General features: G+C 74.1%; 25 protein-coding genes. 11 read left to right on the plus strand and 14 right to left on the minus strand.

Translation table 11 applies throughout. The annotated features are described in order from the left end of the window. Positions 1 to 12: 12 nt before the first annotated feature. The 3 genes from WCD41_RS18835 to WCD41_RS18845 are packed head-to-tail and all read right to left on the minus strand — an operon-like array spanning position 13 to position 2473. Entirely contained in the window at positions 13 to 876 is an 864-nt protein-coding gene (locus tag WCD41_RS18835) for a thioesterase domain-containing protein (protein ID WP_337715163.1), read from the minus strand. Continuing rightward, positions 873 to 1145 (minus strand): acyl carrier protein, encoded by a 273-nt coding sequence (locus WCD41_RS18840; protein ID WP_337715165.1) that lies wholly within the window; start codon positions 1143 to 1145, stop codon positions 873 to 875. The genes WCD41_RS18835 and WCD41_RS18840 overlap by 4 nt, the downstream gene beginning before the upstream one ends. Then, positions 1142 to 2473, minus strand: coding sequence for an NAD(P)/FAD-dependent oxidoreductase (locus WCD41_RS18845; protein ID WP_337715167.1), 1332 nt, complete (start codon positions 2471 to 2473; stop codon positions 1142 to 1144). Before WCD41_RS18845 ends, WCD41_RS18840 begins: the two co-directional genes overlap by 4 nt. A 350-nt stretch (positions 2474 to 2823) precedes the next feature. On the opposite strand from WCD41_RS18845, the gene WCD41_RS18850 reads away from it, so the two are divergent. Genes WCD41_RS18850 through WCD41_RS18865 form a run of 4 tightly spaced genes read left to right on the plus strand, consistent with a single transcriptional unit; the run spans position 2824 to position 5762 of the window. Further along, positions 2824 to 3570 carry an SCO6745 family protein gene (locus WCD41_RS18850; RefSeq protein WP_337715169.1) on the plus strand — a complete coding sequence of 249 codons (747 nt, stop codon included), beginning with the start codon at positions 2824 to 2826 and terminating at the stop codon, positions 3568 to 3570. Positions 3571 to 3595: 25 nt separating this feature from the next. Next, a complete protein-coding gene (locus tag WCD41_RS18855; RefSeq protein WP_337715172.1) occupies positions 3596 to 4987 on the plus strand; it encodes a flavin-containing monooxygenase in 1392 nt (463 codons plus the stop codon). Positions 4988 to 5025: 38 nt separating this feature from the next. Continuing rightward, complete coding sequence (locus WCD41_RS18860) at positions 5026 to 5376, plus strand: hypothetical protein (RefSeq protein WP_337715174.1); 351 nt, start codon at positions 5026 to 5028, stop codon at positions 5374 to 5376. Between the two features lie 11 nt (positions 5377 to 5387). Beyond that, positions 5388 to 5762 (plus strand): hypothetical protein, encoded by a 375-nt coding sequence (locus tag WCD41_RS18865; RefSeq protein ID WP_337715176.1) that lies wholly within the window; start codon positions 5388 to 5390, stop codon positions 5760 to 5762. 25 nt (positions 5763 to 5787) lie between these two features. Here WCD41_RS18865 and WCD41_RS18870 read toward each other — a convergent pair whose 3' ends face one another. Next, positions 5788 to 7899: an AfsR/SARP family transcriptional regulator gene (locus WCD41_RS18870; protein WP_337715178.1), complete on the minus strand. Its 2112-nt coding sequence runs from the start codon at positions 7897 to 7899 to the stop codon at positions 5788 to 5790. A gap of 282 nt (positions 7900 to 8181) precedes the next feature. Between WCD41_RS18870 and WCD41_RS18875 the strand changes: the two genes are divergently transcribed. Continuing rightward, positions 8182 to 8745, plus strand: a complete 564-nt coding sequence (locus tag WCD41_RS18875; RefSeq protein ID WP_337715179.1) for an RNA polymerase sigma factor — start codon at positions 8182 to 8184, stop codon at positions 8743 to 8745. A gap of 22 nt (positions 8746 to 8767) precedes the next feature. On the opposite strand, the gene WCD41_RS18880 is transcribed toward WCD41_RS18875, so the two are convergent. The 5 genes from WCD41_RS18880 to WCD41_RS18900 all read right to left on the minus strand — a co-directional run bounded on the left by WCD41_RS18880 (position 8768) and on the right by WCD41_RS18900 (position 16092). Next, positions 8768 to 10273, minus strand: coding sequence for a DHA2 family efflux MFS transporter permease subunit (locus WCD41_RS18880; RefSeq protein ID WP_337715181.1), 1506 nt, complete (start codon positions 10271 to 10273; stop codon positions 8768 to 8770). A gap of 73 nt (positions 10274 to 10346) precedes the next feature. After that, positions 10347 to 11126 carry a TetR/AcrR family transcriptional regulator gene (locus WCD41_RS18885; protein ID WP_337715183.1) on the minus strand — a complete coding sequence of 260 codons (780 nt, stop codon included), beginning with the start codon at positions 11124 to 11126 and terminating at the stop codon, positions 10347 to 10349. Between the two features lie 187 nt (positions 11127 to 11313). Continuing rightward, positions 11314 to 12462: an acyl-CoA dehydrogenase family protein gene (locus tag WCD41_RS18890; protein WP_337715185.1), complete on the minus strand. Its 1149-nt coding sequence runs from the start codon at positions 12460 to 12462 to the stop codon at positions 11314 to 11316. Then, a complete protein-coding gene (locus WCD41_RS18895; protein ID WP_337715187.1) occupies positions 12459 to 14432 on the minus strand; it encodes an acetyl/propionyl/methylcrotonyl-CoA carboxylase subunit alpha in 1974 nt (657 codons plus the stop codon). The genes WCD41_RS18890 and WCD41_RS18895 overlap by 4 nt, the downstream gene beginning before the upstream one ends. Positions 14433 to 14547: 115 nt before the next feature. Then, positions 14548 to 16092, minus strand: coding sequence for a carboxyl transferase domain-containing protein (locus tag WCD41_RS18900; RefSeq protein WP_337716072.1), 1545 nt, complete (start codon positions 16090 to 16092; stop codon positions 14548 to 14550). Between the two features lie 126 nt (positions 16093 to 16218). Here WCD41_RS18900 and WCD41_RS18905 point away from each other — a divergent pair, with 126 nt between their 5' ends. Both WCD41_RS18905 and WCD41_RS18910 read left to right on the plus strand, forming a co-directional pair. Beyond that, a complete protein-coding gene (locus tag WCD41_RS18905; RefSeq protein ID WP_337715189.1) occupies positions 16219 to 16776 on the plus strand; it encodes an SACE_7040 family transcriptional regulator in 558 nt (185 codons plus the stop codon). Between the two features lie 76 nt (positions 16777 to 16852). Continuing rightward, positions 16853 to 17242, plus strand: coding sequence for a YbjQ family protein (locus tag WCD41_RS18910; protein WP_337715191.1), 390 nt, complete (start codon positions 16853 to 16855; stop codon positions 17240 to 17242). Here WCD41_RS18910 and WCD41_RS18915 read toward each other — a convergent pair. The 4 genes from WCD41_RS18915 to WCD41_RS18930 all read right to left on the minus strand — a co-directional run bounded on the left by WCD41_RS18915 (position 17239) and on the right by WCD41_RS18930 (position 21683). Then, entirely contained in the window at positions 17239 to 17676 is a 438-nt protein-coding gene (locus WCD41_RS18915) for a hypothetical protein (protein WP_337715193.1), read from the minus strand. The two genes, WCD41_RS18910 and WCD41_RS18915, sit on opposite strands and share 4 nt — an antisense overlap. Before the next feature lie 169 nt (positions 17677 to 17845). Next, positions 17846 to 19390, minus strand: coding sequence for an acyl--CoA ligase family protein (locus WCD41_RS18920; RefSeq protein ID WP_337715195.1), 1545 nt, complete (start codon positions 19388 to 19390; stop codon positions 17846 to 17848). A gap of 39 nt (positions 19391 to 19429) precedes the next feature. After that, positions 19430 to 20785 carry an NADP-specific glutamate dehydrogenase gene (gene gdhA, locus WCD41_RS18925; RefSeq protein WP_337715197.1) on the minus strand — a complete coding sequence of 452 codons (1356 nt, stop codon included), beginning with the start codon at positions 20783 to 20785 and terminating at the stop codon, positions 19430 to 19432. Between the two features lie 58 nt (positions 20786 to 20843). Then, entirely contained in the window at positions 20844 to 21683 is an 840-nt protein-coding gene (locus WCD41_RS18930) for an Fpg/Nei family DNA glycosylase (protein WP_337715199.1), read from the minus strand. A gap of 94 nt (positions 21684 to 21777) precedes the next feature. Between WCD41_RS18930 and WCD41_RS18935 the strand changes: the two genes are divergently transcribed. From WCD41_RS18935 to WCD41_RS18950, 4 genes are all read left to right on the plus strand, one after another. Continuing rightward, positions 21778 to 22209, plus strand: a complete 432-nt coding sequence (locus tag WCD41_RS18935) for a nucleoside deaminase (RefSeq protein ID WP_337716075.1) — start codon at positions 21778 to 21780, stop codon at positions 22207 to 22209. Continuing rightward, the gene (locus WCD41_RS18940; RefSeq protein WP_337715201.1) at positions 22206 to 23180 is read left to right on the plus strand and encodes an isopenicillin N synthase family dioxygenase; all 975 of its coding nucleotides are present in this window, start codon (positions 22206 to 22208) and stop codon (positions 23178 to 23180) included. The genes WCD41_RS18935 and WCD41_RS18940 overlap by 4 nt, the downstream gene beginning before the upstream one ends. Before the next feature lie 13 nt (positions 23181 to 23193). Further along, positions 23194 to 24594 (plus strand): purine-cytosine permease family protein, encoded by a 1401-nt coding sequence (locus WCD41_RS18945; RefSeq protein WP_337715203.1) that lies wholly within the window; start codon positions 23194 to 23196, stop codon positions 24592 to 24594. Between the two features lie 154 nt (positions 24595 to 24748). Next, positions 24749 to 25162, plus strand: coding sequence for a DUF6069 family protein (locus WCD41_RS18950; protein WP_337715205.1), 414 nt, complete (start codon positions 24749 to 24751; stop codon positions 25160 to 25162). Here the strand turns inward: WCD41_RS18950 and WCD41_RS18955 are convergent. After that, positions 25146 to 25832, minus strand: a complete 687-nt coding sequence (locus tag WCD41_RS18955; protein ID WP_337715207.1) for a TetR-type transcription factor C-terminal domain-containing protein — start codon at positions 25830 to 25832, stop codon at positions 25146 to 25148. The genes WCD41_RS18950 and WCD41_RS18955 overlap by 17 nt on opposite strands. Positions 25833 to 25834: the final 2 nt, after the last annotated feature.

A 25834-nucleotide genomic window follows, 5' to 3' on the forward strand; every position in this document is an offset into this window, starting at 1 on the left:
CGGGTGTCCGGGTCAGGCGATCCGCGCGGGGCGCGGCGCCTGCTCGAGGGCCTCGACGACGGTCGCGGCGAACAGCGCCGCGGTCCGGTCGGAGGCCAGGGTCGTGTAGTGGTCGCCGGGGCAGGTCAGCACCGTCGGGTCGGTGACGAGCCGCTCCCAGCCCAGCGCGCCGGGCCGGGTGACGAGACCCCGCTCCGGGCGCAGCAGCGTCAGCGGCACGTCGGTCGGGCGGGCGGTCCCGGCGCGGACCAGCCGGTTGTTGCGCACGAGCCCGTCGCGGTAGGTCTCGAAGACCTTCCGCAGGCCGGCGACCGGGGTCCCGGGGCGCAGCGCCCCGCCGGCGATCCCCGCCGCGAGGACCCGCGCGAGCCCCTCGTCGGGGGGCAGCACCGCCAGCTCGTCGCGGTCGACCGCCACCGGGGCGCCGCGCTTCGCGCCGAGGTAGCCGGCGAACCACCCGAGCACCACCCCGCGGTCGAGGCCGTCGGACTCGTCGGCGGTGTACTCCGGCACGGGAGCGAGCGCATCGATCACGACGACCCGCTCGGGACGCCCCCCGGCGGGCAGCCGGTCGAGCATCGCGTGGGTGATCACGCCACCGAACGACCAGCCGGCGAGCACCCACGGCCTCGTGGGGGTCCCGGTCGCCCCGAGCACCACGTCGGCCAGCGCCTCGATGCTCGTGTCGGTGCGGCCGCCGGTCAGCGCCGCTCCGTAGTACGCGGGCACCTGCTCGAGGTCGACGACGACGAGCCCGGTGCCCGCGGGCAGCGCGTCCGCGAGCCCGCGGTACGCGCCGGGCGCGATCGCCCCGGGGTGGACGAGCACGACGTGCGTCCCGCCCTCCCGGAGCGTCCGCAGCAGCGGCGGGGTCACGCCGCGTCCTGACGCTCGACGATGTAGACCGCGAGATCGCCGATCGTCGGGTGGTACCAGAGCGCGGTGGTCTCGAGCTCGAAGCCGAGCCACGCCTCGAGCTCCCCGGCGAGGACGAGCGCCTCGGTGGAGTCCAGCCCGAACTCGTCGAAGTACTTCGCGGTCTCGACCGTCCCGGCCGGGACGCCCAGGCGCTGCCCGATCTTCTCGGTCAGCCAGCGGGTGACCTCCTCGACCGAGAGGGCGCCGCGGTGGGTGGACTGGGTCATCGGACTCCGCCTTTCGTGGTGACGAGCTCGGGGCTGCCGGTGGTCGTGGGGAGGTCGCGGACGACGCACTCGGCGGCGGACCGCCCGGCGCCGACGGCGGTGTCGTGGTTGCCGAGGGAGTCCGGGCCGAAGGACCGGGAGTGGAAGTACGAGCCGGCGAACTTCACCGGCGACCCCTCGTTGATGGCGTCGATCTCGAACTGGACCTGCCGCGCGGGCAGGTCGAACGTGGGGTGGGAGTAGGGGATCTCCGAGATCACCGTCTCGTCGCGCGGGGCGATCGGGCTCTCGACCGACACCAGGTAGTCCGTGGTGGCGTCGAGGCGGTGCAGCTGGTTGAGGTGGTAGACGACCCACGGCAGCGGCTCGCCGTGCCGGGTGATCCGCCCGTAGTTCCAGCTCCGCCACCGGTCGCGGTCGGCCGGCATGACGGCCGGGTCGGTGTGCAGGATCGCGGTGCTCGGGTGGTAGCGGATCGTGGAGAGCAGCCGGCGCTGGAGGTCGGTGGGCTCGTCGAGCACCGCGAGCGCCTGGTCCGCGTGCGTGGCCACCACGACCTGGTCGAAACGGCGCGATCCCCGTGCCGTGCGCACCTCCACGCCGGACCCGTCGGGCTCGGTCCGCACCCCGTGCACCGGCGTGCGCAGCTCGAGGGAGCCGCCGGCGGCCCGCAGCTCCTCCACGGCGCGGCGGACGTAGGTGATGCTGCCGCCGCGCACGGTGCGCCAGGGCACGCCGCTGCCGCCGAGGGGCTGCGACCCGTGCGCCATGAAGAAGGCGATGATGGTCGCCGCCGGCATCTCCCAGATCTTCTCGGCGGGCACGACCCAGGCCGTGGAGCACATCATCACGACGAAGCCGTGACGGAACTCCTCGCTGTAGCCGTTGCGCTCGAGGTACTCCCCCAGCGGCATGTCCACCCTCCGCCGCACGAAGTCGCGCGCGGACTCGCGGTGGAAGCGCTGCGCCTCGCGCCAGAGCCCCAGGAACTCGGGCGGGCAGGTCCGGCGGACCTCCTCCTCGGTGAGGGTGAAGTCGTCGGAGACGTAGCAGCTGCCGGTGTCGAGGTCGTAGAAGCTGAAGCGGCCCGGGTGCTCGACGCCCTCGACCCCGAGGTCGGTGAACAGCCGCATGAGCTCGGGGTAGTTGGGCTCGTTGTAGACGATGAACGCCGTGTCCAGGCCGAGCACGCGGCCCGCGTCGGACACCTCCACGGTGTGCGCGTGCCCGCCGGGACGGTCGGCGGCCTCGTAGAGGGTCACCGTCGCGTGCTCCCGCAGGTTGTGGGCCGCGGACAGACCCGCCGCCCCGCTCCCGATGACTGCCACCTCTGGGGCCACGTCAGCCTCCCGCCGCCTGCCGATCGCTCGGCCTCGGAAATCCTTCTCACCGATGACAGTGGGCCGCCGAGAGCGCGGAGATACACGTGATAACGAAAAAAATAGATGCTCGCGGTCGGCGTCTCCCGGATACATGAACACGAGATCAATATGAGGTGTTCCGATGAACGGACAACGAGATCCATGTATCCGGATCTTGCGCCGATCGATCGGGGAATGCCCTGCTCGACGGGGTTGCCAGCGCTCAGTTACACCTGATAACTTCCCGGCTCGACGACATCGACCGTCATCCACAGCGCCATTCGCAGGCGGGCCCGCGGGGCCGACGGGAGTTCTCCATGGAATCGCAGGAATGCGCGCGCGAAATGCGCGAGGTGATCGTCCATCGCGGCGGTCGCTTCATGGCGTCGCCGCAGCTCGCGACCCACGAGCGCCGTCTCGGCGTGCCCCCGCGCTCGCTCTACTTCCGCGGGCGCTCGGCCGTACTCGGCGACCCGCCGGCCGGTGTCGTCGCCGATCTGTTCGGCATCTTCCCGGGGTGGCTGGTCGACCTCGCGCTCGGCGCCACCGCGGCGGTGCCGGCCGGCGAGGCGGTGGACGAGTTCGCCGGCGCGTGCGCCGACTGGGCCGAGGAGCACCTCGGGGCCGTCGACGATCGCGACCGTCTCGCCGACCACCTCTACGCGGTCGCCGACGCCGCCGACGCGAGCGCGCTGCCGCTCTTCTCCGGGTGGCGGGCGACGACGCGCCCGGACGGGGACACCGCCCGGCTCGGGCACGCGATGCTCGTCGTGCGCGAGCTGCGCGGCGGGCTGCACTTCGCCGCCCTGCGCGCCGCCGGCATGGGCGTCGTCGACGCCGTGCTCGCCGACCCCGAGGTCGGCCCGGACCGCCTGCGCCAGACCGGATGGCGCCCCCAGGACGTCGACGACGCCGTCGCGCGCCGTGCCGACGACCCCGACCGTGCCGCCACCCGGCGGGCCGAGGCCGAGGAGCGCACCGACGCGGCCTTCGGCGCCTGCCTCGACGTGCTCGGGGCCGACGGGCGGGCCGAGCTCGCCGCCGGCCTCGCCCACGCCGCCTGAGACCACCCGACCGAGAGGCCGTCCCATGACACCGACATCACCGGGCACGCAGCCGGGAACGCAGGCGGGGACGCACTGCGTCATCGGCGCGGGCTTCGCCGGCCTCGGCGCCGCGCGCGCCCTGCGCGACCGGGGCGTCGACGTCGACGTCGTCGAGGCCCGGCACGACGTCGGGGGCAACTGGCTCGACGGCGTCTACGACTCGACGCACCTCATCACCTCGCGCGCCAGCACCGGCTTCGCCGAGCACCCGATGCCCGCCACGCTGCCGGACTTCCCGCACTGGACCGACCTGCTGGCCTACCTGCGCGACTACGCCGAGCGCTTCGACCTGCGCCGCCACATCGCGTTCGACACCGAGGTCACCGCAGTGGAGCCCGCCGGGCGCGCCGACGGCACCGACGGCTGGCTGGTCACGACGCAGCACGCCGGGCGCACCGCGACCCGGCACTACGCCGGCGTGGTCGTCGCCAACGGCCACCACTGGGACCCGTTCGTCCCCCAGCGCCCCGGCCACTTCACCGGCCGCCAGCTGCACGTCAAGGACTACAAGCGCCCGGCCGACCTGCACGGCGAGCGGGTGCTCGTCGTCGGCGGCGGCGTGTCCGGCTGCGACCTCGCCGTGGAGGCGGCCCGCGCGGTGGGCCACGCCGACCTGTCGATGCGCCGCAGCCACCACTTCCTGCCCAAGACACTCTTCGGCACCCCGATCACCGACCTCAACAATCCCTGGATGCCGGTGGCGGTGCAGCGGCTCGTCACGGGGTCGGCGCTGCGCCTGATCCACGGGCCGCTCACGAAGTACGGCCTCCCCGAGCCCGAGCACCGCCTGTTCGACGAGCAGGTCACGATCCACAGCCAGGTGCTCTACGCGCTGCGCCACGGCCAGGTCTCGCCGCGGCCCGACATCGAGCGCTTCGACGGCTCCACCGTCCACTTCTCCGACGGGACCGCCGCCGACTACGACACGGTGATCTGGGCGACGGGCTACGCCGTGAGCTTCCCGTTCCTCGACGACGACCTCTTCACCTGGGAGCACGGGGTGCCGCGCCGCGTGCTCGGGATGCTCCCGGAGCAGGCCGCCGGGCTCTACGTCTTCGGCCTCATGCAGCTGCGCGGCGGCGCCGGCCCGATGCTCTCGCGCAGCGCCGAGCTGCTCGCCGACCTCGTCGAGCTCCAGGCCGGCGCGCCGCGTCCCGTCGCCCGCGACCTCGCGCGGCTGCGCCCGGCCGACGCCCGCTTCTACGTCTCCGTGCCCGCGATGACCCGCCAGGTCGCCCTCGAGCGCGCCGCGGTCGGCGCGCTGCGCCGCGTCCAGCGCGTCCGCGGCACCCAGGCCCCCGCCGCGTCCGCGGCCGTGGGCGCCCCGACCACCGTGCCCCGGCCGGCGCCGCTCCCCGCGCCGGTCGCGGGCTGACCCGCCCGTCCACCGCCAGCACCGCCCCGGAGGCCGACGTGACCGTCCTGCTCTCCCTGCTCGTGATCGTCCACCTGCTCGGCATGGCCGGGTTCGTCGCCGCCTGGGCCGTCCAGCGCCAGCGACCGGCGGGCACACCCCTGATCTCCCTGTGGGCGTGGTGCGTGCTCGTCATGAGCCTGTCCGGCTTCGCGCTCATCGGCGTCGGGATCGCCGCGGGCGAGGAGAACGGTCACATCAAGATGATCATCAAGGGCACGCTGATGACCGTTCTCGGCGTCACCGTGCTCGTCTACTACTTCCGCCGTCGCGGGGTGACCCCGACGCTGCCCGCCGCCCTGGCCGGGATCGTCGTCGCCGAGGTCGCGGTGTCGGTGCTGATGGACTGAGGGGAACCGTCATGTCCGCCTTCGGCGACGCCACCTTCACCGTCGTCCTCGTCCTGCACCTCGTCGCCGTGGTCGGCATGGTCGTCGCGGTCGGGCTGCAGCTCTCGGTGGCCCCCGCGGGGCCGCTCAAGATCTTCAAGTGGGTGTGGCTGCCGACCGTCGGCGGCGCCGCCCTCACCGGCCTGCTCCTGTGGGGGCTCGCCGCCCTCCTGGCCCTCGACGAGGATCCGCTCAAGATGGCGGTCAAGGTCGGCGCGGTGCTCGTCGGCTCGGCGATCGCGGCGAGGTACCACGCCGCCGAGCGGGTGGACACCCCGCGCTGGGCGATCCCGGCGATGGCCACGGTCGTCGCGGCCGAGGTCGTGCTGTCGTTCGTCTGGCGCTGACGCCCGACGGGGTCAGCGCACGGGGTCAGCGCACCGCGCGACGCCGGCGGGCGGGTCGCCGGCGCAGGTCCCGCGCCCGTTCCGCGAGCTCGCGCCCCGCGTCGTCCTGGGTGCTCTCGGCGAGCCGGGCCAGCTCGTGCAGCGCCGTCTCCTCGGTGGCCACCCACCGCCGGGCCGCGTCCTCGTCGTCGAGCGGCGGCAGCGGGCGGGCGCCGGCGTCCGCGCCCTCCGCCGGGCCGGCCGGCTGCGCGTCGAGGGCACGGACGGCCGCGGTGACCGCCTGGCGGTAGTAGTCGACGAGCCGGGCGACGGCCGCGGGCCGCTCCGGGTCGTCGGCGATCCGGTGCCGGCCGTGGAGCCGGACCAGGTCGTGGCGGCGCCAGCGACCCGTCGGCCCCTCGACGAGCAGACCCGCCCGCGCGAGGTCCTCGAGGCGCTCCCGGGCCCCCTCCGGGGTGGTGTCGAGCAGCGCCGCGACCGCGAACCGGTCCACCACCAGGCCGGGGTGCAGGCCCAGCAGGTCGAGCGCGCGGGCCGAGGCGGGCGGCACCGTCGCGGCGGTCGCGGCGACGAGCGCCCCGACGCCGTTCTCCCGGGTCACGAGCAGGGCGCACCGGGTGTCGTCGTCGGCGATCGCGTCGGCGAGCTGCTGCGCGTCCCACGTCGGGTGCGTGATCAGCGAGGTGACGGCGAGGCGCAGCGCCAGCGGGAGCCCGCCGCAGCGCGCCGCCAGGTCACCGAGCGCGCGGGCGTCGGTGCCCTCGCCGACACGGGCGTCCGCCCGCGCACCGGCGCCGAGGGCCGCGGCGAGCAGGCCGGTCGCCTCGTCGGTGCCCAGCACGTCGAGCTCCACGTGCGCGGCGCCCTGCTCGATGACCAGGGCGTCCATGCGCCGCCGGCTCGTCACCAGGGTCAGGCAGTCGGGCGCGAGCAGCGGGCGGACCTGCGCGGCGTCGCGGGCGTTGTCGAGCACGACGAGCAGGCGCCGGCCCGCGGCCAGGGAGCGGAACTGCGCGGCCAGCCGGTCGGTGGGGACACCCGAACCGCGGGCGTCATCGGGTGCACCGAGCGCGTCGAGGAACCCGGCGAGCACCGCGTCCGGCCCGACCGGACCCGCCGCGTCGCCCCCGCCGAGGTCGGCGTAGAGCTGCCCGTCCGGGAACTCGCCCGCGATCCGGTGCGCGTGGCGCAGCGCCAGCGCGGACTTGCCGACGCCCACGACGCCGTGCAGCACCACGACCGCGCCCCCGGAGCCCGCCGGGGCGTGGGCGTCGAGGCGGGTGAGCTCGGCCTCGCGTCCGTGGAAGCCGGCGTCGCGGGCCGGGAGCTGCGCGGGGACGGGACGGGCCGGGGCCGGCGGCGGGGGCACGGACGGCGGCGCGGGCGGGGTCGCGGCGGGCCCGGTGTCCTCCGGGGCGCCGGAGACGAGCTGCTCGTGCTCGCGGGCCAGCGACTCCGAGGGCTCGACGCCGAGCTCCCGCTGCAGCGCGGCCTCGGTGCGGCCGAACACCTCGAACGCCGCCGCCCGGTCGCCGGCGCGGTCCAGGGCCTGCATGGCCATCGCGGCGAGGTCCTCGCGCAACGGATCGGCCAGCAGGTGGTCCTGCAGCAGCGCCGCGGCGTCCTCGGGACGGCCGAGGTCGAGCAGCCGGCGGGCCAGATCGCTCACCACGCGCCGGTGCGCGTCGACGAGCCGGACCGCCGTGGCGTCGAGGTGCAGGCTGCTCGCCACGCCGGTGAGCGGCGGCCCCAGCCAGAGCCCCAGCGCCTCCCGGAGCAGGGCGACCGCCTCCTCGTCGGCGGCCTGCCGGGCGCGGTCGGCGAGCTCGGTGAACCGCAGGGCGTCGACCGCGCCGTCGGGCACGATGAGCTCGTAGCCCGAGCCCCGGCTGGTCAGGCGCGCCGCGTGCGGCGCGAGCAGCTTGCGCAGCGCGGAGACGTGGCCGTGCAGTGCGGTGCGCGCGTGGGTGGGGGGCTCGTCGCCCCAGACCCGGGTGACGAGGGTGTCCGCGTCGACGACCTGGTTCGCGGCCAGCGCCAGCACGGCGACCACGGCGCGGCGCTTCGGCGCCCCGGGATCGACGACCGCACCGTCGGCGGTGACGATCTCGACGGCACCGAGGACCCGGATCTGCACTCCGCCTCCCCGCCCACCGCCTCACACACGGAACGAGAGCGGATCGTCGCCGAGCGTCACGCTACCCGGTGAACGGCTCGACAGGAACCGACTGCGCTCCGGTGACGGATCGGTGACGCTTCGCGCCCCGGCCGTCCTTCTTAGCCACCCGTTAGAGAGACGTTAAGCGCTTGCCGCACCGTTTGGACCCACACGATCCGGTGACGCACCACCGGGTCCCGCCGCCCGGGGCCGCGAGGCCGTCCGGACGACCGGAGGGAGGGGTCGCCCGTGGAGCGAGCGATGACGAGACCCGGCACGTTCGGGGCGTCCGGCGAGGAGCTCGCGGCGCTCGTGGAGCGCTGCCGGGAAGGCCATGCGGAGGCGTGGCGGACCGTGGTCGACCAGCTGACCCCGTCCGTCGTGGCGGTCGGACGATCGCTGGGCCTGAGCGGGCGCGACTGCGAGGACCTCTGCCAGTCGACGTGGGTGCACGCCGTGCGCGCCGTCGACGTCCTCCAGCAGCCCGAGCGGCTGCGCACCTGGATCGTCACGGTCGCGCGCCGCGAGGGCATCAAGCAGATGCTCGCGGTGTCGCACCAGATCCCTACCGAGGGCGTCGAGGAGGACCGCGAGGCCCTCGACTCCGGCCCCGAGGAAGCGGTGCTGGCGCGGGCCGAGGACGGCCGGGTCCGCAGCGCGGTGCGCCGGCTGCCGCCGCACCACCGCGAGCTGCTGGCGTTGCTCCTCGCCGAGCCGGCGCCGAGCTACGACGAGATCGCCGACCGGCTCGACATCCCGCGCGGCTCGATCGGCCCGACCCGCGGTCGGATCCTGCGGCGGCTGCGGTCGCTGCTCGAGGGGTGACCGCCCGGCGGACCCGCCCGGCTCAGGCCTGCGCCGAGGGCACGGGCTCCCGGTCTGCTGCGTCCTCGTCCTCGTCGGTGGCACCGCCGGACGGCGCCGGACGGTCGAGGTCCTGCCGCTCGCGGCGGGCGAGCAGCACCCCGAGCCCGGCGCCGAGCAGGACCACGAGCGCCCCCACGCCGAGCACCGGCGAGAGCCCGGCGACGAACCCGACGTCCGGGTCCGGCCCGGCACCCGCCCGGGACACGGTGAACACCGTCGTCAGGATCGCTACGCCCAGCACACCGCCGATCTCGGCCGCGGTGTTGCGGTAGGCGGCGGCCATGTTCTGCTGGTCCTCGGGCACCGAGCGCATGGCCACCTCGTTGGTCACCGCGAACTCCATGCCCATCCCCGTGCCCGCCACGACCATGGCCGGGACGACGGCGAGCCACGGCAGGTCCGGCGCCGCGATGAGGGCGATCCAGCCCAGCCCGATCGCCTGGAGCACGGCCGCGACGGCGAGGACGACCCCGGCGCGGACGCGGGCGAGCAGCAGCCCGGTCAGCGGCGCGACGAGCAGCGGCATGCACGTCCACGGCAGCGTGCGCACCCCGGCCTCGGCGGGGCTGTAGCCCATCGGGCCCTGCAGGTACTGCATGAGGAAGAAGACCGACCCGAAGACCCCGAAGTAGAGGGTCAGGCAGGCGAGGTTCGACAGCAGCAGCTGGCGGTTGCGGTAGAACGAGAGCGGCAGCAGCGGCTGGGTCGTGCGGCGCTGCCACCACACGAACACGAGCAGGCACGCGGTCGCGCCCGCCAGCGCGGACAGCGGGGACGGCGAGAGCCACCCCAGGCGCGGCGACTCGGAGACGGCCCACACCACGAGGGCGATCGCGCCGCCGAGCAGCGTCATCCCGAGCAGGTCGGGCGGGCGGGTGCCGCGCGGGCTGCGCCGCAGCACCAGCAGCACGAGCGGGACGGCGACGGCGGCGACGGGCAGGTTCATCCAGAAGATCCAGCGCCAGTTCAGGCCGCTGGTCAGCGCTCCCCCGATCACCGCGCCGGCCGCGAGCGCCAGGCCCGCGAGCCCGCTCCAGAGACCGACCGCGAGCTTCTGCTTCGCGGCGGGGACGGAACCGACCAGCAGGACCAGCGACAGCGGCACCACCGCGGCCGCGCCGACGCCCTGGACGATGCGCCCGGCGATGAGCACCGCCGGGTCGGAGGCCAGCGCGCACACGGTGGAGGCGCCGGCGAAGAGCAGCACCGCGGCGAGGTAGACCTGCCGGTTGCCGAGCCGCGCGCCGATCGCCGCGGCGGCGGGCAGGCCGGCCGCGAACACGAGCGCGTAGGAGTTGAAGAACCACTGCAGCACGTCGAGCCCGACCCGCAGGTCGGCGCCGATGCTCGGCAGCGCGCCGGTCATGACCAGGTTGTTCATGGTCACGGTGAACATGGGGACCACGCAGGCCAGCAGGGCCAGGGTGAAGGCGTGCCTGCCGGTCGTGCGGGGCGGCGGTGGCGTCGTCGGCTGGGCGAGGCTCATCGGGTGCCTCCGGGGGCCGTGACGTCGGCGGTGTCGGCGACGTCCGTGCGGGGTGCCGGGGACCCGGTGGGGCTCAGGTCCTCCGGTCGGCGTCCGTGGATCGGGCGGGGAGCCCCTCGTGTCCGAGCAGGCGCGCCATGGCGTCCAGCTCCTGCTCGAAGACCGCGGCCGCGTGCTCGCCGAGGGGCTCGAGCTGGCCCATCGTCGCCATGGAGACCGAGCCGTAGAGGCGTACCCAGCACTGGACCGCGATCGGGGCGACGGCCGCTTCCAGCTCCACCCCGGTGGCGGCGCAGTAGCGCACCATCGCCTCGACCGCCGCGGGCGGCGGCGTCGGGCTGGGCGCGACCATCGTCTCGGGACGGGCGGCGTCGGCCAGCAGCGAGAGCATCACGCCACCGAACTCCCGCCGCGCACGCAGCTGGTCGGACTCCACCGTCGGGTCCCCCGTCGAGTGGACGAGCATGAACTCGAACTCGTGGGGGTGGGCCAGCGCCCAGCCGCGCAGCGCCCGGCTCGCCGCGACGAGCGGGACCAGCGGGTCGTCCGGGGAGTCCGCCTCCGCCGCCGCGGCGCGCAGGTGCGCGCTCAGCTCGTCGAAGAGCTCCGCCAGCAGGACGTCCTTGAGCTCCTCGTGGCTGGCGAAGTAGCGGTAGAGCGCCGGCGAGCTCATCTGCATCTGCCGGGCCACGGCGCGCGTCGTGAGCCCCGTGTGGCCGAGGTCGACCAGGAGCCCCCGCGCGACGGTGAGGATCTCCCGGACGGTCAGGGCGCGCATGCGGTCGCGCCGGGTCGGAGCCCCCTCGGGGGTCGTGCCCGATGCGGCCGACGTCGTCCGTGCGGCGCTGCTCATCCCGCCTCCCTGCTCCCGAGACCTGCCTGGTCCATGCCCTCAGGATCAGGGGCGTCGGGATCGGGCCACCGTAGCCCCTGGCGTGTGGCATGCAGGTTCCCTCCACGGCGCATCCGCTTCCGTCGATCGCAGACGTTACACGTGATAACTCTGCGAACGCCAGTAGGAGTGCCGTGGCCGGGCGGGACTACAGGCCGAGGTGGCGCGCGATGAGGATCTTCTGCACCTCGCTGGTGCCCTCGCCGATCTCGAGGATCTTGGAGTCGCGGTAGTGGCGGGCCACCGGGTACTCGTTCATGAACCCGTACCCGCCGAAGATCTGGGTGGCGTCGCGCGCGTTGTCCATCGCGGCGTTGGAGCTCACCAGCTTCGCGACCGCGGCCTCCTTCTTGAACGGCAGCCCGGCGGCCATCTTCGCCGCGGCGTCCTGCCAGGCCAGGCGGGCGCACACGGTGCGCGCCTCCATCTCGGCGATCTTGAACTGGATGCCCTGGTAGGTGCCGATCGCGGCGCCGAACGCCTCGCGCTCGCGGGCGTAGCGCAGCGATTCGTCGACGCAGCCCTGCGCGGCACCCGTCGAGAGCGCGGCGATGGCGACGCGGCCCTCGTCGAGGATCGACAGGAACTGGGCGTAGCCGCGGCCGCGGGTGCCGACGAGGTTCTCCTCGGGCACGCGGCAGTCGTCGAACGCGAGCTCGTGGGTGTCCGAGGCGTTCCAGCCGACCTTCGAGTAGCTGGGCGCCACGGTGAAGCCCGGGGTCCCGGACGGGACGAGGATCGCCGAGATCTCCTTCTTGCCGTCGCTCTGCTTGTCCGTCACCGCCGTGACCGTCACCAGCGACGTGATGTCCGTGCCGGAGTTCGTGATGAACGCCTTGGTCCCGTTGATCACCCAGCCGTCGCCGTCGAGCGTCGCGGTGGTCCGCGTGGCGCCGGCGTCGGACCCGCCGCCGGCCTCGGTGAGCCCGAAGCCGCCGAGGTGACGGCCGGTCGCGAGGTCGGGCAGGTACCGCTGCTTCTGCGCGTCGGACCCGAACCGCAGCAGCGGCATGATCCCCAGCGAGACGCCCGCCTCGAGCGTGATCGCCACCGACTGGTCGACCCGCCCGAGCTCCTCGAGGGCGACGCACAGCGCGACGTAGTCGCCACCCATGCCGTCGTACTCCTCGGGCACCGGCAGGCCGAACAGGCCCATCTGCCCCATCTGGGCGACGAGGTCGTACGGGAACTTCTCGGCGATGTAGTACTCGCCGATGACCGGCGCGACCTCCTTCTGCGCGAACTCCTCGACCGTGGCGCGCAGGGCCTCGTGCTCGTCGGACAGCTGCATGATCATTCTCCTGGGTCGGGCACGACGGTGACCAGCGGCGCGTCGAGGGCGACGGCGGCGCCGGCCTTCGCGGCCAGGTCCTTCACGACGCCGTCGACGGGCGCCGACACCACGTGCTCCATCTTCATGGCCTCGACGACGACGAGTCGCTGGCCTGCAGTGACGTGGTCGCCCTCGGCGACCTCCACGGCGGTGACCGTGCCGGGCATCGGCGCGGTGAGGGGGCCGTCCTGGCCCGCGGCGGCGGTGCGCGCGGCACGCAGGCGCTCCTGCTCGCGCAGGGCCCAGACGCCGCCCTCGCGCCCGAGCCAGCGGACCCCGCCCGCCATCGCGGCGCGGAACCGGCGGGTGGCGCCGTCGAGGGTGAGGACGAGGTCGGCGCCGTCCCTCCGGGCGGCCACGGCGCGAGGGGTCCCGTCGGTCCCGATCGTCACCGTGGCGGCGTGCGGCGGGCCGGCGACGGCGACGTCCACCGGGTCGCCCGTGGCGCCGGCCGCCGGCACGACCCGCCAGCGGGCGGGCGCGGGGTCGGCGCCGAGGCGCCAGCCGCCGATGCGGTCGAAGGGGGCGTCGCCCGCCGGCAGGTCCAGGAGCCCCGCGAGCGCCGCCGCGGCGAGGACGTCGTCGGGGAGGTCGTCCGCGGGCACGGGCAGGCGCGCGATCAGCCCGGTGTCGAGCCGCCCGGCGCGCACGTCGTCGTCGGCGATCAGGGTGCGCAGCCAGGCGAGGTTGGTGCGCACGCCGAGCACGGTGGTGCCCGCGAGCGCGGCGTCGAGGCGGGCGAGGGCGGCGGCCCGGTCGGGGCCGTGCGTGATGATCTTGGCGAGCATCGGGTCGTAGCGGGACCCGACCTCGGTGCCGGTGGCGACGCCGGCGTCGACCCTCGCGTCGGCCGGCCACTGCACGTCCAGGAGGCGGCCGCCGGTCGGCAGGAACCCGCGGGTCGGGTCCTCGGCGTAGAGGCGGACCTCGACGGCGTGGCCCTCGAGCGTCACGTCGCCCTGGTCGTAGCCGAGCTCCTCGCCGGCGGCGACGCGCAGCTGCTCGGCGACGAGGTCGAGCCGGCCCCCGCGAACCCGGACGACCTCCTCGGTCACCGGGTGCTCCACCTGCAGGCGGGTGTTCATCTCCAGGAAGAAGAACTCGCTCGCGTCGGCGTTCGTCACGAACTCGACGGTGCCGGCGCCCACGTAGCCGCAGGCGCGGGCGGCCTCGACCGCGGCCTGCCCCATGGCGTGGCGCTGGGTCGCGTCGAGCACCGCCGACGGCGCCTCCTCGACGACCTTCTGGTGGCGGCGCTGCAGCGAGCACTCGCGCTCGCCGAGGTGCACGACGGTGCCGTGCGCGTCGGCCAGCACCTGGATCTCGACGTGGCGGGGGTCGGTGACGTAGCGCTCGACGAGCAGGGTGTCGTCGCCGAAGCTCGAGCGCGCCTCGCGGCGGGCGGCGGCGATCGCGTCGTCGAGGTCGCCGTCGCGCTCCACCACGTGCATGCCCTTGCCGCCACCGCCGGCGCTGGGCTTGAGCAGCACGGGGAAGCCGATCCGTCTCGCCTCCGCGGCGACCTGGTCGTCGGACAGCCCTGCACCGTCGGACCCGGGCACGAGCGGGACCCCGGCCGGGCCGACGGTGGCCTTGGCGCGGATCTTGTCGCCCATCGCCTCGATGGCCGCGGGCGGCGGGCCGATCCAGGTCATCCCGGCGGTCTCCACGGCGCGGGCGAACCCGGCGTTCTCGGCGAGGAACCCGTAGCCCGGGTGCACGGCCTGCGCACCGACCGAGCGGCCGGCCTCGACGATCGCGGCGCCGTCGAGGTAGTCGGGCACGCGGACGGCGACGTCGGCGGCCGCGACGTGCGGGGCGCCCGCGTCGGGGTCGGTGTACACCGCGACGGCACGCAGGCCCCGCGCGTGCAGGGTCCGGGTGATCCGGACGGCGATCTCGCCGCGGTTGGCGATCAGGACGCTCGAGAACATGCCCACTCCTCCGTCCGGCGCAGCGTGCGTGTCAGCGGCGTGGCGCCGCAGACGTTGAGCGTCCGTATCGCCACGCACTCGATTCCGGCGGTCGGCGCAGTGCCCATCACGTCGCTCACATCCGGAAGACGCCGAAGTGCGGCGGGTCGAGGGGGGCGTTGGCGCACGCGGACAGCGCGAGGCCGAGGACGGTGCGGGTGTCGGCGGGGTCGATGACGCCGTCGTCCCACAGCCGTGCGGTCGAGTAGTAGGGGTGGCCCTGGTGCTCGTACTGCTCGCGCACACCCTCGGCGTCCGACGACCCGACCGTGCCCAGCACCATCGCCGCCTGCTCCGCGCCCATGACGCTGATCCGCGCGTTCGGCCACATCCACAGGAAGCGCGGCGAGTAGGCCCGCCCGCTCATCGCGTAGTTCCCGGCGCCGTAGGACCCGCCGATGACGACGGTCAGCTTCGGGACCCGCGTGGTGGCGACGGCGGTGACCATCTTCGCGCCGTCCTTGGCGATGCCGCCCGCCTCGTACTCGCGGCCGACCATGAAGCCGGTGATGTTCTGCAGGAACACCAGCGGGATGCCGCGCTGGTCGCAGAGCTCGACGAAGTGCGCGCCCTTGAGCGCCGACTCGCGGAACAGCACGCCGTTGTTGGCGACGATGCCGACGGGGTGGCCGTGCAGCCGCGCGAAGCCGGTGACGAGCGTGGTGCCGTAGTCGGGCTTGAACGGGGTGAACACGCTGCCGTCGACGAGGCGGGTGATCACCTCGTGGACGTCGTAGGCGGTGCGCCCGTCGACGGGGACGACGTCGTAGAGCTCGCTCTGGTCGTGCTCGGGCTCGACCGTCGGCCGCCGCTCCCACGGCGGGGCTGCACCGTTCCTGCGCGGCCCGAAGGTGTCGACGATGTCGCGGACCATCGACAGGGCGTGGGCGTCGTCGTCGGCGAGGTGGTCGACGACCCCGGAGGTGCGGGCGTGCAGCACGCCGCCGCCGAGCTCCTCGGCCGTCACCTCCTCGCCCGTCGCGGCCTTCACCAGCGGCGGGCCGCCCAGGAAGATCGTGCCCTGGTCGCGGACGATGATCGCCTCGTCGCTCATCGCCGGGACGTACGCGCCGCCGGCGGTGCAGGAGCCCAGGACGGCGGCGATCTGCGGGATGCCGAGCCCGGACATCGTCGCCTGGTTGTAGAAGATGCGCCCGAAGTGCTCGCGGTCGGGGAAGACCTGGTCCTGCTCGGGCAGGAACGCGCCACCGGAGTCGACGAGGTAGAGGCACGGCAGCTTGTTGTGCAGCGCGACCTCCTGGGCGCGCAGGTGCTTCTTCACCGTCATCGGGTAGTAGGTGCCGCCCTTGACGGTGGCGTCGTTGGCGACGATGACGCACTCGCGCCCGGCGACGCGTCCGATCCCCGTGATGATCCCGGCGCCCGGGGCGGCGTCGCCGTACATCCCGGTGGCGGCCAGCGGCGACAGCTCGAGGAACGGGCTCGACGGGTCGAGCAGCGCGTCGACGCGGTCGCGCGGCAGGAGCTTGCCGCGCTCGACGTGGCGCTGTCGCGAACGCTCCGGGCCGCCGAGGCGCGCGGTCGCGAGCCGCTCGCGCAGGTCGGCGACGAGCTCCCCATGTGAGCGAACTCCGGTGCTATAGGCCCGAAGTTCGCTCACATGGTCGGTGCTGGGCGCGGCCACGCTCGACCTCCTCGTCGTCTCGCTACGTTAACGCTCATTCACGTTAGCGACCGTTCACACGCCCTGGCAAGAGGCGTTAGTGTGCCGAGGGTGCCGGTCACCATGTCGCGACGCGACCAGATCCTCAGCGAGGCCGCGCGCCTGTTCGCCCGCCACGGGTTCCACGGCGTGTCCATCGACGGGATCGGCGCGGCGGTCGGCGTCAGCGGCCCGGCGCTCTACCGGCACTTCCCGTCGAAGGAAGGCCTGCTCGCCGAGATGCTCGTCGGCATCAGCGAGCACCTGCTCGCCGGCGGCCAGGAGCGCGCCGCCGCGCACACCGACCCCGTCGACCTGCTCGACGCGCTCATCGCCTTTCACACCGACTTCGCCCTGCGCCAGCCCGAGCTGATCACCGTGCAGGACCGTGACCTCGCCAACCTCCCCGACGACGCGCGCCGCAGCGTGCGCGGGCTCCAGCGGGCCTATGTCGAGATCTGGGTCGGCGCGCTCGTGCGGGCGGGGCTCGCCGACGGCGAGGACGCCGCGCGCGTCGCGGCCCACGCCGCGTTCGGACTCATGAACTCGACGCCGCGCAGCGCCACCCACACCCGCGCCGACGTCGCCGCCGGCGTCCTCGCGGCCATGACCCGGGCGGCGCTGCACGCGCACCCTGCGTGAACGGGCCTGTCCGACCGGCGACAGCACCGCAGGAAGTCGTACCGCGCTACGCCGTCCGCCGCTACGCTCCGCGTCTGTGAACCAGCCGCAGCAGCAGGGCCAGCAGCCGGGACAGTTCCAGGGCCAGCGCTACCCGATCCTGCTCTCGACGATGAACGACCTCCCGGGCTACGAGGTCGTCCGCGTGTTCGGCGAGGTCTTCGGGCTCACCGTCCGCAGCCGGAACATGTTCTCGACCATGGGTGCCGGCTTCAAGGCGATGGCCGGCGGCGAGCTCAAGGGCCTCTCGAAGCTGCTCTCCGACTCCCGTCACGAGGCGCTCGGGCGGCTCTCGGAGGAGGCGATGGCGTTCGGCGCCAACGCCGTGCTCGCGCTGCGCTTCGACTGCAACGAGATCGCCCAGACCGCGAGCGAGATCGCCGCCTACGGCACCGCGGTGTACGTCGTGCCGCACACCCAGCGCTAGGGACGGCCGGTGGCGGCGCCGAGCTGCTGCTCGGTACCGAGCAGGCGGTTGCGCCGCATGGTGGTCTCCTCCAGGCGGGCGCGGACGGCGCGCTGGCGCGAGAGCAGCTCGCGGACGTAGTCGTCCCGGCCCTCCTCGGTGGCCTGGTGGATCTGCTCGCTGAGTTTGGCGTCGAAGCGCTCGAACACGCCCACCTGCTGGTCGGCCTCCCGCCGGCGCCGCACGGCGTCGTCGTACTGCGCCCGCGTGACGACGCCGACGGGCGTGGCCGGCGCGGGCCGTCCGTAGCCGGCGGTGCCGTGGCCCGGCGCCCCGGGCGGCGGGTCGTAGGCGCGGGGCGCCCCGATGCCGGTGTAGGCGGGCGGCGCGGTGTCGGCCGTCCGGTCGTCGTGGTCCCGGCGTCCGAAGAACCGGCCCAGTCGTGAGGTCGCCATGGCGATCCCTCCTCACCCGCGGTGACTCCCCCTCACTGTGCACCGCACGCAGCAGGGACGGAAGCGGACACCGACGAACGGGCTAGCGCCCGATCGAGCCGCTCCATGATCGGGGGGCCGATACGGACGCCCAGTGTCTGCGGTGGCCCACCGCTGACACGGGGGCCCGCTACTCCGTCTGCGTGCGCAGGACGTTCTTCTGGATCTTCCCGGTCGAGGTCTTGGGCAGCTCGCCGAACACGATCCGCTTCGGCGCCTTGAACCGCGCCAGCTGGGTCCGGACGTGCTCCACCAGCACCTCGGGCTCGACGTCCTCGCTCACCGTCACGAACGCGACGGGCACCTCGCCCCACTGCTCGTCCGGCGCGCCGATCACCGCGGACTCGATCACCGCCGGGTGGCTGTCGAGCACCCGCTCGACCTCCACCGACGCGATGTTCTCGCCCCCGGAGATGATCACGTCCTTGCTGCGGTCGCGGATCTCCACATACCCGTCGGGGTGGATCACGCCGAGGTCGCCGGTGCGGAACCAGCCGTCGGCATCGACCTCCGCGGTCGCCTCGGGGTCGCGGTAGTAGCCGAGCATGACGTCGTTGCCGCGCAGCACGAGCTCGCCGAGCGTCTCGCCGTCCCACGGCACGTCGGCCCCGGCCTGCTCGTCGATCACCCGCAGCCGCTGCGCGACGACGTTGCCGACGCCCTGGCGCGCCTTGAGCCGCGCCTGCTCGTCAGGATCGAGGTCGTCCCACTCGGGGTGCCAGTCGTTCACGGCGGCAGGCCCGTACGTCTCCGTGAGGCCGTAAAGGTGGTTGACGTCCATCCCCAGCGTCGCCATCCGCGCCAGCAGCGTCGGCGACGGCGGGGCGCCACCGGTCGCGACCGTGACGCGCTCCGGGGCGGGTCCCTCCGCGGCGGCCTCGGCGTGCGCGATCATCGTCAGCACCGTCGGGGCCGCGCAGTAGTGCGTGACGCCCTCGGTGCGGATGAGGCGCCAGATCTCCTCGGGGTCGATCGCGCGCAGGCAGACGTGCAGCCCGCCCGCCGCGGTGACCGCCCAGGGGAAGCACCATCCATCGCAGTGGAACATGGGCAAGGTCCACAGGTAGCGCGACGCGGGCGTGAGGCGCAGGTGGAACGCCATCGCCAGCGCCTGGAGGTTCGCGCCGCGGTGGTGGTACATCACGCCCTTGGGGCGCCCGGTCGTCCCCGACGTGTAGTTGATCGCGAGCAGGCCGCGCTCGTCGGCGACGGGCACGACGCGCTCCGGCGCCTCGGCGACGAGGCCCTCGTAGCGCTCGCCCTCCTCGATCAGCGCCACCCCGGTGCGCTCCGCGACCGCGCGGGCGTTCTCCACCAGCTCCCGGGTCGCGATCAGCAGCTTCGCGCCGGAGTGCTCGACGATGTGCACGATCTCGTCGACCGAGAGCCGGGTGTTCAGCGGCACGAGCACCGCGCCGGCGTAGGGCACGCCATGGTGGCACTCGAGCATGACGTGGCTGTTGGTGGCGAGCGCCGCGACGCGGTCGCCGGGCTCGATCCCCTGCTCGTGCAGCGCCCCCGCGAGCCGCCGCGACCGCGCGCCGAACTCGGCGTAGGTGAAGCGGACGTCCCCGTCAACGACCGCGTCGCGGGTGGCGAACACGTGGGCCGACCGGTCCAGGAAGGCCGTGGGGGTGAGCTCGGCGAAGCTGAACGGTGCCGGGGTGACGGACATGCCCGGAGGTCTACCCGATCCCCCGACACGACGCGCCCCTCACACCACACCCAGCGCCGTCATCGCCTCCGCGACGCGCAGGAAGCCGGCGGCGTTGGCGCCGTTCTCCAGGTCGGTCGGGTCGCCGTGGTAGCGCTCGGCGGCGTCGCGGGCCCGGTCGTAGGCCTCGGACATGATCGTGGCGAGGCGCTCGTCGACCTCCTCGGCGCTCCAGCGCTCGCGCCCCGCGGCCTGCTGCATCTCCAGCGCCGACACCCCGACACCCCCGGCGTTGGCGGCCTTGCCGGGGCCGAACGCGACGCCGCCCTCGCGCAGGATCTCCCGCGCCTCCGGGGTGACCGGGCCGTTCGCGCCCTCGGCGACCGCCCAGCACCCGTTCCCGACCAGCGCGCGCGCCACTTCCGGGCCGATCTCGTTCTGCGTGGCACAGGGCAGCGCGACGTCGCACTCCTGCGTGAACGCCGAGCCCTCCGAGGTCTGCGCGTTCGAGCGCTTGCCGGCGTAGTCGGCGACCGACCCGCCCTGCCCCTTGACCTCGCGCAGCAGGTCGACGTCGACGCCGTCGGGCTCGGCGACCGACCCGCGCGAGTCCGAGCAGCCGACGACCGTGCCGCCGGAGGCGATCACCTTGTCCATCGCGTGGAGGGCGACGTTGCCGCTGCCGGAGACGATCACCCGGGCACCGTCGAGATCACGGCTCTGCTCGGCGAGCATCCGCTGCGTGAAGTAGACGGTGCCGTACCCGGTGGCCTCGGGCCGCAGCGCCGAGCCCCCGAGCACCGCGGGCTTGCCGGTGAACGCGCCGGGCTCGTGGTAGCCGATGAGGCGCTGGTACTGCCCGTAGATCCAGCCCACCTCGCGGGACCCGACGCCCATGTCGCCGGCGGGCACGTCGACGGCCGCGCCGACGTGGCTCGCCAGCTCGGTGGCGAACGACTGGCAGAACCGCATGAGCTCGGCGGGCGAGAGCGTCTTCGGGTCGACGTCCGCGCCGCCCTTGCCGCCGCCGATGTCCTGGCCGGTCAGGGCGTTCTTGAACACCTGCTCGAAGCCGAGGAACTTCAGGACGTCGAGGTCGACCGTCGGCGCGAAGCGCAGGCCGCCCTTGTACGGGCCGAGCGCGGAGTTGAACTGGACGCGGAACCCGCGGTTGACCCGGACGTGCCCGGCGTCGTCGGTCCACGGCACCCGGAAGGCGATGATGCGCTCGGGCTCGCAGAGCCGTCCGACGACGTCGGTGTACTCCGGGTGCTCGGTGAGCACGGGGCCGATGCTGCGCAGCATCGCGCGGACGTCGGCGTGGAAGAACGCCTGGTGCGGGTCGCGGCGCAGGACGTCGCGCCAGACCTCCCGCAGCACGACGTTCTCGGGCTCGTCCGTGCGGTCGTGCGTCATCGCCGTCCTTCCGGAGCATCGCTGGTCCGGTCGGCCTGGTACCCCGCGCTGATCCTTCTCAGTCGGCCTGCTCGGCCGAGCACCACCACGTCGTCCGGCCGCCGACGGTGCCGCGCTCCATCGGCGCCCCGCAGCGGGGGCACGTCTCGTCCTTCGCGCGGTGCGGGATCACCTCGCCGGTGTGGACGCCGCCGCGCTTGATCGCGTCGCGGGCGGCCTTGCGGAGGGTCGTGCGGAGCGCGTCGAGCTCGGCGACCGAGAACTCGCCCGCGGGCCGCGACGGCGAGACCTTCGCCTCCCACAGCGTCTCGTCGGCGAGCAGGTTGCCGACGCCCGCCAGCACCGACTGGTCGAGCAGCTTCGCCTTGATGGCGACGACGCCCTTGCCGACGCGGGCGCGGAACTCGTCGCGGGTGATCTCGGCGGCGTCCGGGCCCAGCGCGTCGACGTCGGGCTCGAGGTGGACGCGCCCGAGGCGCCGCTTGTCGAACAGCCGCATCTCGCCGCCGTCGTCGAACGTCATGCGGAAGCGGTCCCACTCGGGCTTGTCGGGCCGCTCGTCGGCCTTCTTCGGCATGCCCCCGACGTGCGGGTCGCCGCCGGCGTACAGGCTCTCGGCGTCCCCGGACGGGCCCGTGACGAAGATGCGCCCGCCCATGCCGAGGTGGATGCCCAGGGACGGGCCGTCGGCGCCGTCGGCGGTGACCGTGTCGCACCACATCGTCTTGCCCCGCCGGTGCGCCGCCGTGAGGCGCCCACCCTTGAGCGCCTGGTCGATCTCGCCCGGCCCGTGGGGGCGGCAGACGAACTCGTCGGTGTCGTCGATGCTCGCGATCACCCGGTCCAGGGCCTTCTCGACGACCTGGCGCGCGTTCTCGACCTCGGGCAGCTCCGGCACCCGTCCAGTGTGCAGGCTTAACGACGGCGTCACCTGGACGAGGGGCGGAGCGGCGCAGGGTGGCACCGTGACCGCCGTGCTCAGTCCCACCGCGATGCTCGACGTCGCACTCGAGGAGGCCCGGATCGGCGCGGCGGCCGGGGGCGTGCCGGTCGGTGCCGCCCTGTTCGGTCCCGACGGCGAGGTGCTCGGGCGCGGCCACAACCGCCGCATCCAGGACGGCGACCCCGCGACGCACGGCGAGACCGCCGCGTTCCGTGCCGCCGGACGCCGCCCGCACTACCGCGACACGACGATGGTCACGACGCTCTCGCCCTGCTGGTTCTGCGCCGGGCTCATCCGCCAGTTCCGCATCCCGCGCCTCGTCGTCGGCGAGGCGGAGAACTTCGGCGGGCAGCACGTCTGGCTCGCCGACCAGGGCGTCGAGGTCGCCGTGCTCGACGACCCCGCGTGCGCGGCCCTGATGCAGCGCTTCGCCGCCGACCACCCGGAGGCGTGGCTGGAGGACATCGGGGGGCCGGAGTGAGCGGCTCGCCCGTCCCGCTGATCGACCTGGAGCCGTGGTTCCACGGCGCCGCGGCCGACCGCGCGGAGGTGGCACGCCGCACCGACGAGGCCCTGCGGACGTCCGGGTTCCTCCTCGTCACCGGCCACGGCGTGCCGAGCCCGGTGCGCGCGGCCGCCCGCGCCGCGGCGCGGCAGTTCTTCGCGATGCCGACCGAGGTCAAGGCCGCCTACACCGTGGGCGTCGGCGGCCGGGGCTGGCTCCCGCCGGGTGCCGAGGCGAACGCGGGCGCCGAGGGCGCGGACGTCGCCGCTACCCCTCCCGACCTCAAGGAGAGCTGGACGTGCGGCGCCGACGCACCCACCGGCGACCCCGCCGTCGACGAGGTGTGGTTCGCGCCGAACGTCTGGCCCCACGAGGTCCCGGCGCTGCGCTCCGCCCTCACCGAGCACCTCGCCCACATGCGCGCGCTCGCCGACGAACTGCTCGTCGTCGGGGCCCGTGCGCTGGGACTGGACGAGGACTTCTTCACGCGGCACACGGGCCACCCGTCCTACACCCTCAACATCAACCGCTATCCCCCGCTGACCGAGACCGGCGAGCCCGCCGAGGGACAGTTCCGCATTGGCCCCCACACCGACTTCGGGACGGTGACGGTGCTCGACCGCGAGGTCGGCGCCGGCGGGCTGCAGGTCGACGTGCCCGGGTACGGCTGGGTGGACGCTCCGCACGAACCGGGCGCCTTCACGATCAACATCGGCGACCTGCTGTCGCGGTGGACCGGGGAGCGTTGGCGCTCCACCCGGCACCGCGTGCTCCCCCCGCAGGACGTCGCCCCCGAGGAGGACCTGGTCTCGCTCGTGTACTTCTACGAGCTGGACCCGGACACGACGGTCGAGGCCCTCGGCCCGCCCGTCGGACACGTGGCCGCAGCACCGGTGCGCGCCCGCGACTACCTGGCCGCGAAGTTGGCGGCGATCACCGTGCACTAGGGGAGGCCGAGCGATGTCGATCGCCCAGGATCCGTCCGACGTCGTCGTCCGCGAGGGGGAGTACGGCGACAAGGTCGTCGCCGTCGAGCCCGGCGGCGCCGAGTTCATCCCGCTCGCCGAGCGGCACGGGCGCCCACGTCAGTTGTTCTGGACGTGGTGCTCCCCCAACCTCGAGTTCGCGACGATCTTCGTCGGCGTGCTGGCCGTCAGCGCCTTCAGCCTGTCGTTCTGGGGCGCCGTGCTCGGCATCGTCGTCGGCACCGCCCTCGGGTCGCTGACCCACGGCCTGCTCTCGTCGCGCGGGCCCGGCGCGGGCGTACCGATGATGGTGCTCTCACGGCTCGGGTTCGGGTTCCGTGGCAACGCGCTGCCCGCCGGGCTCAACGCCGTCGTCGGCGGCATCGGCTGGTTCGCGGTCAACAGCGTGTCCGGGGCACTCGCCCTCGCGACGCTGACCGGCATGCCGGCCTGGCTCGGCCTGCTGATCGTGGCGGCGGTGCAGATCGGGGTGGCGCTGCTCGGCCACAACCTCATCCACGGCTTCGAGAAGGTCGTCCTGCCGGTGCTCGCGGTCGTCTTCGCGATCACGTCCGTGGTGATCCTCTCCCAGGTCGATCCCGCGTTCGTCCCGACCGACGGCCAGCCCGCGGGCCCCGTCGCCGGGTTCCTGCTCACCGTCGGCGCCACCTTCGGCTACGCCGCCGGCTGGAACCCGTACGCCACCGACTACACGCGCTACCTGCCTCCGACGACGAGCCCCCGCGCCACCGGCTGGGCCGCCGGGCTCGGCATCTTCGTGCCCTGCGTGATCCTGGAGACGGTCGGCGCGGCCTCGGCGACGCTGGTGAGCGACCCGGACGCCACCCCGACCGGCGCGTTCACCGAGCATCTCCCGGGCTGGCTCGCCGCGCTGACGCTGCTGTGCATCGCGGTCGGGGCCGTCGCGGCGAACGCGATCAACATCTACTCGGGGGCGATGTCCTTCGTGGCGATGGGCGTCAGGATGCCGATGCACCTGCGGCGCGCCCTGGCCGTCGGTGCCTTCGGGGTCCTCGGGTTCGTGGTCGCGCTGTTCGGGCTCGCCGACGCCGGGCACGCCTACGAGAGCTTCCTGCTGATCATCGCCTACTGGATCGGGCCGTGGCTCGCGGTGATCTTCGCCGACTGGTGGCTGCGGCGGGGATCGGACGTCGAGGGGCTGTTCTTCGACGCCACCCACCGCAACGTCGCCGGACCGGTCGCGATGCTGACCGGCATGGTCGTCTCGATCGTGCTGTTCGCGAACCAGGTGGCGTTCACCGGCCTGATCGCGGCGGCGATCCCGGGGATCGGCGACATCTGCTTCGAGGTCGGCTTCCTCGTCAGCGGCGCCGTCTACCTGCTGATGCACCGGGGAGCCCGCGCGCCCCGCTAGGACCATCTCCCCCGCCCCGCCCGCGTCGGTCGTCCGGCGCGGGCGGGCGCATCCAGGGGTCGCGGGAAGAATCTTCGCGGGGTGTGTCGAAACCGGTGACCGCCGTTCGACCTGGGGGCAGAACATCCCGCTGGCACCCCACCCGGAGGTCACCATGTCCGCCATCACCGCCCCCGCCGCCGCTGCCCGCATCTCCCCCACCGTCAGGACCCGCGGCCTCGCCGTCGTCGGCGCCGGGGCCGCGGCCCTCGCCGGCTGGACGGTCGGGGCGCTGCTCGGCGCCGACTACTGGATCACCGACTCGATGGGCTCCGCGCGGGTCGACATCCCCGCCGCGGTGGGCACCACGATCATCACCGCGCTGCTCGCCTGGGCCCTGCTGGCCGTCCTCGAGCGGGTCGCCACCTGGGGCCGCACCGCGTGGACCTACCTCGCCGTCGGCGTCCTGGCCGTCTCGATGACCCCGATCGGGCTGGTCGAGGCCACCGCGTCGACGCGCATCGGCCTGATGATCGCCCACCTCGCCGTCGCCGCCGTCGTCATCCCTGCCTTCACCCGGGTGCGCTGACGCACACCTCCGCGACGCAGCGGGCCACCGGGCCGTGCGGGTCGGCCGCGAGCGCGCCCAGGTCGTCAGGGACTCCGAGACCGCGCAGCAGCGTGCGGCAGAACTCCGCGGCCACGTCCTCGGGGCGCAGGCGGCCGTCGGGGTCGAACCAGGTCCACATCCAGTGCAGCGAGCCGAACATCTGCAGGCTGCGCAGCCGGGCGTCGCCGGGCACGAACACCCCCGCCTCCTCGCCGTCGCGCAGCGTGGCGACGACGAGGTCGCGGTAGGCGTCGCGCTGACTCCGTGCGGTCTCCATGCCGGGCTCGTCGGTGAGGCGCACGACCTCCCGCTGGAACGCGACGGTCGTGGCGGGCTCGAGGGTGGAGTAGCGCACGCCGGCGTGGACGAACGCGGCGATCCGCTGCTCGGGGCCCGGGAGCCGCGCGAGGAACGCGTGCGCCTCGTCGAGGCGGCGTCCCATGTAGCGCTCCTGCACCTCGGCGAGCATCCGGTCCTTGGTGCCGAAGTGGTGGACGATCGTGCCCTTGCTCATCCCGAGCTCGGCGGCGACGTCGCCGAAGTTGGCGCGGTCGTAGCCACGGTCGGCGACGTGGCGGGTGAACGTCGCGAGGATCTCGTCGCGCCGCCCGCCGCGCGGACGACCCGGTGCCACCGCCGGACCGGTCACGA

It is taken from the genome of Actinomycetospora aeridis (genome assembly GCF_037400275.1).
GTDB classification, from domain to species: domain Bacteria; phylum Actinomycetota; class Actinomycetes; order Mycobacteriales; family Pseudonocardiaceae; genus Actinomycetospora; species Actinomycetospora aeridis.

Bases quoted from the DNA above. Each gene is read 5' to 3' on its own strand.
- WCD41_RS18840 (WP_337715165.1), bottom strand. From the start codon at position 1,145: ATGACCCAGTCCACCCACCGCGGCGCCCTCTCGGTCGAGGAGGTCACC.
- WCD41_RS18850 (WP_337715169.1), top strand. From the start codon at position 2,824: ATGGAATCGCAGGAATGCGCGCGCGAAATGCGCGAGGTGATCGTCCAT.
- WCD41_RS18855 (WP_337715172.1), top strand. From the start codon at position 3,596: ATGACACCGACATCACCGGGCACGCAGCCGGGAACGCAGGCGGGGACG.
- WCD41_RS18865 (WP_337715176.1), top strand. From the start codon at position 5,388: ATGTCCGCCTTCGGCGACGCCACCTTCACCGTCGTCCTCGTCCTGCAC.
- WCD41_RS18875 (WP_337715179.1), top strand. From the start codon at position 8,182: ATGACGAGACCCGGCACGTTCGGGGCGTCCGGCGAGGAGCTCGCGGCG.
- WCD41_RS18880 (WP_337715181.1), bottom strand. From the start codon at position 10,273: ATGAGCCTCGCCCAGCCGACGACGCCACCGCCGCCCCGCACGACCGGC.
- WCD41_RS18885 (WP_337715183.1), bottom strand. From the start codon at position 11,126: ATGAGCAGCGCCGCACGGACGACGTCGGCCGCATCGGGCACGACCCCC.
- WCD41_RS18890 (WP_337715185.1), bottom strand. From the start codon at position 12,462: ATGATCATGCAGCTGTCCGACGAGCACGAGGCCCTGCGCGCCACGGTC.
- WCD41_RS18895 (WP_337715187.1), bottom strand. From the start codon at position 14,432: ATGTTCTCGAGCGTCCTGATCGCCAACCGCGGCGAGATCGCCGTCCGG.
- WCD41_RS18905 (WP_337715189.1), top strand. From the start codon at position 16,219: ATGTCGCGACGCGACCAGATCCTCAGCGAGGCCGCGCGCCTGTTCGCC.
- WCD41_RS18915 (WP_337715193.1), bottom strand. From the start codon at position 17,676: ATGGCGACCTCACGACTGGGCCGGTTCTTCGGACGCCGGGACCACGAC.
- WCD41_RS18920 (WP_337715195.1), bottom strand. From the start codon at position 19,390: ATGTCCGTCACCCCGGCACCGTTCAGCTTCGCCGAGCTCACCCCCACG.
- gdhA (WP_337715197.1), bottom strand. From the start codon at position 20,785: ATGACGCACGACCGCACGGACGAGCCCGAGAACGTCGTGCTGCGGGAG.
- WCD41_RS18935 (WP_337716075.1), top strand. From the start codon at position 21,778: ATGCTCGACGTCGCACTCGAGGAGGCCCGGATCGGCGCGGCGGCCGGG.
- WCD41_RS18945 (WP_337715203.1), top strand. From the start codon at position 23,194: ATGTCGATCGCCCAGGATCCGTCCGACGTCGTCGTCCGCGAGGGGGAG.
- WCD41_RS18950 (WP_337715205.1), top strand. From the start codon at position 24,749: ATGTCCGCCATCACCGCCCCCGCCGCCGCTGCCCGCATCTCCCCCACC.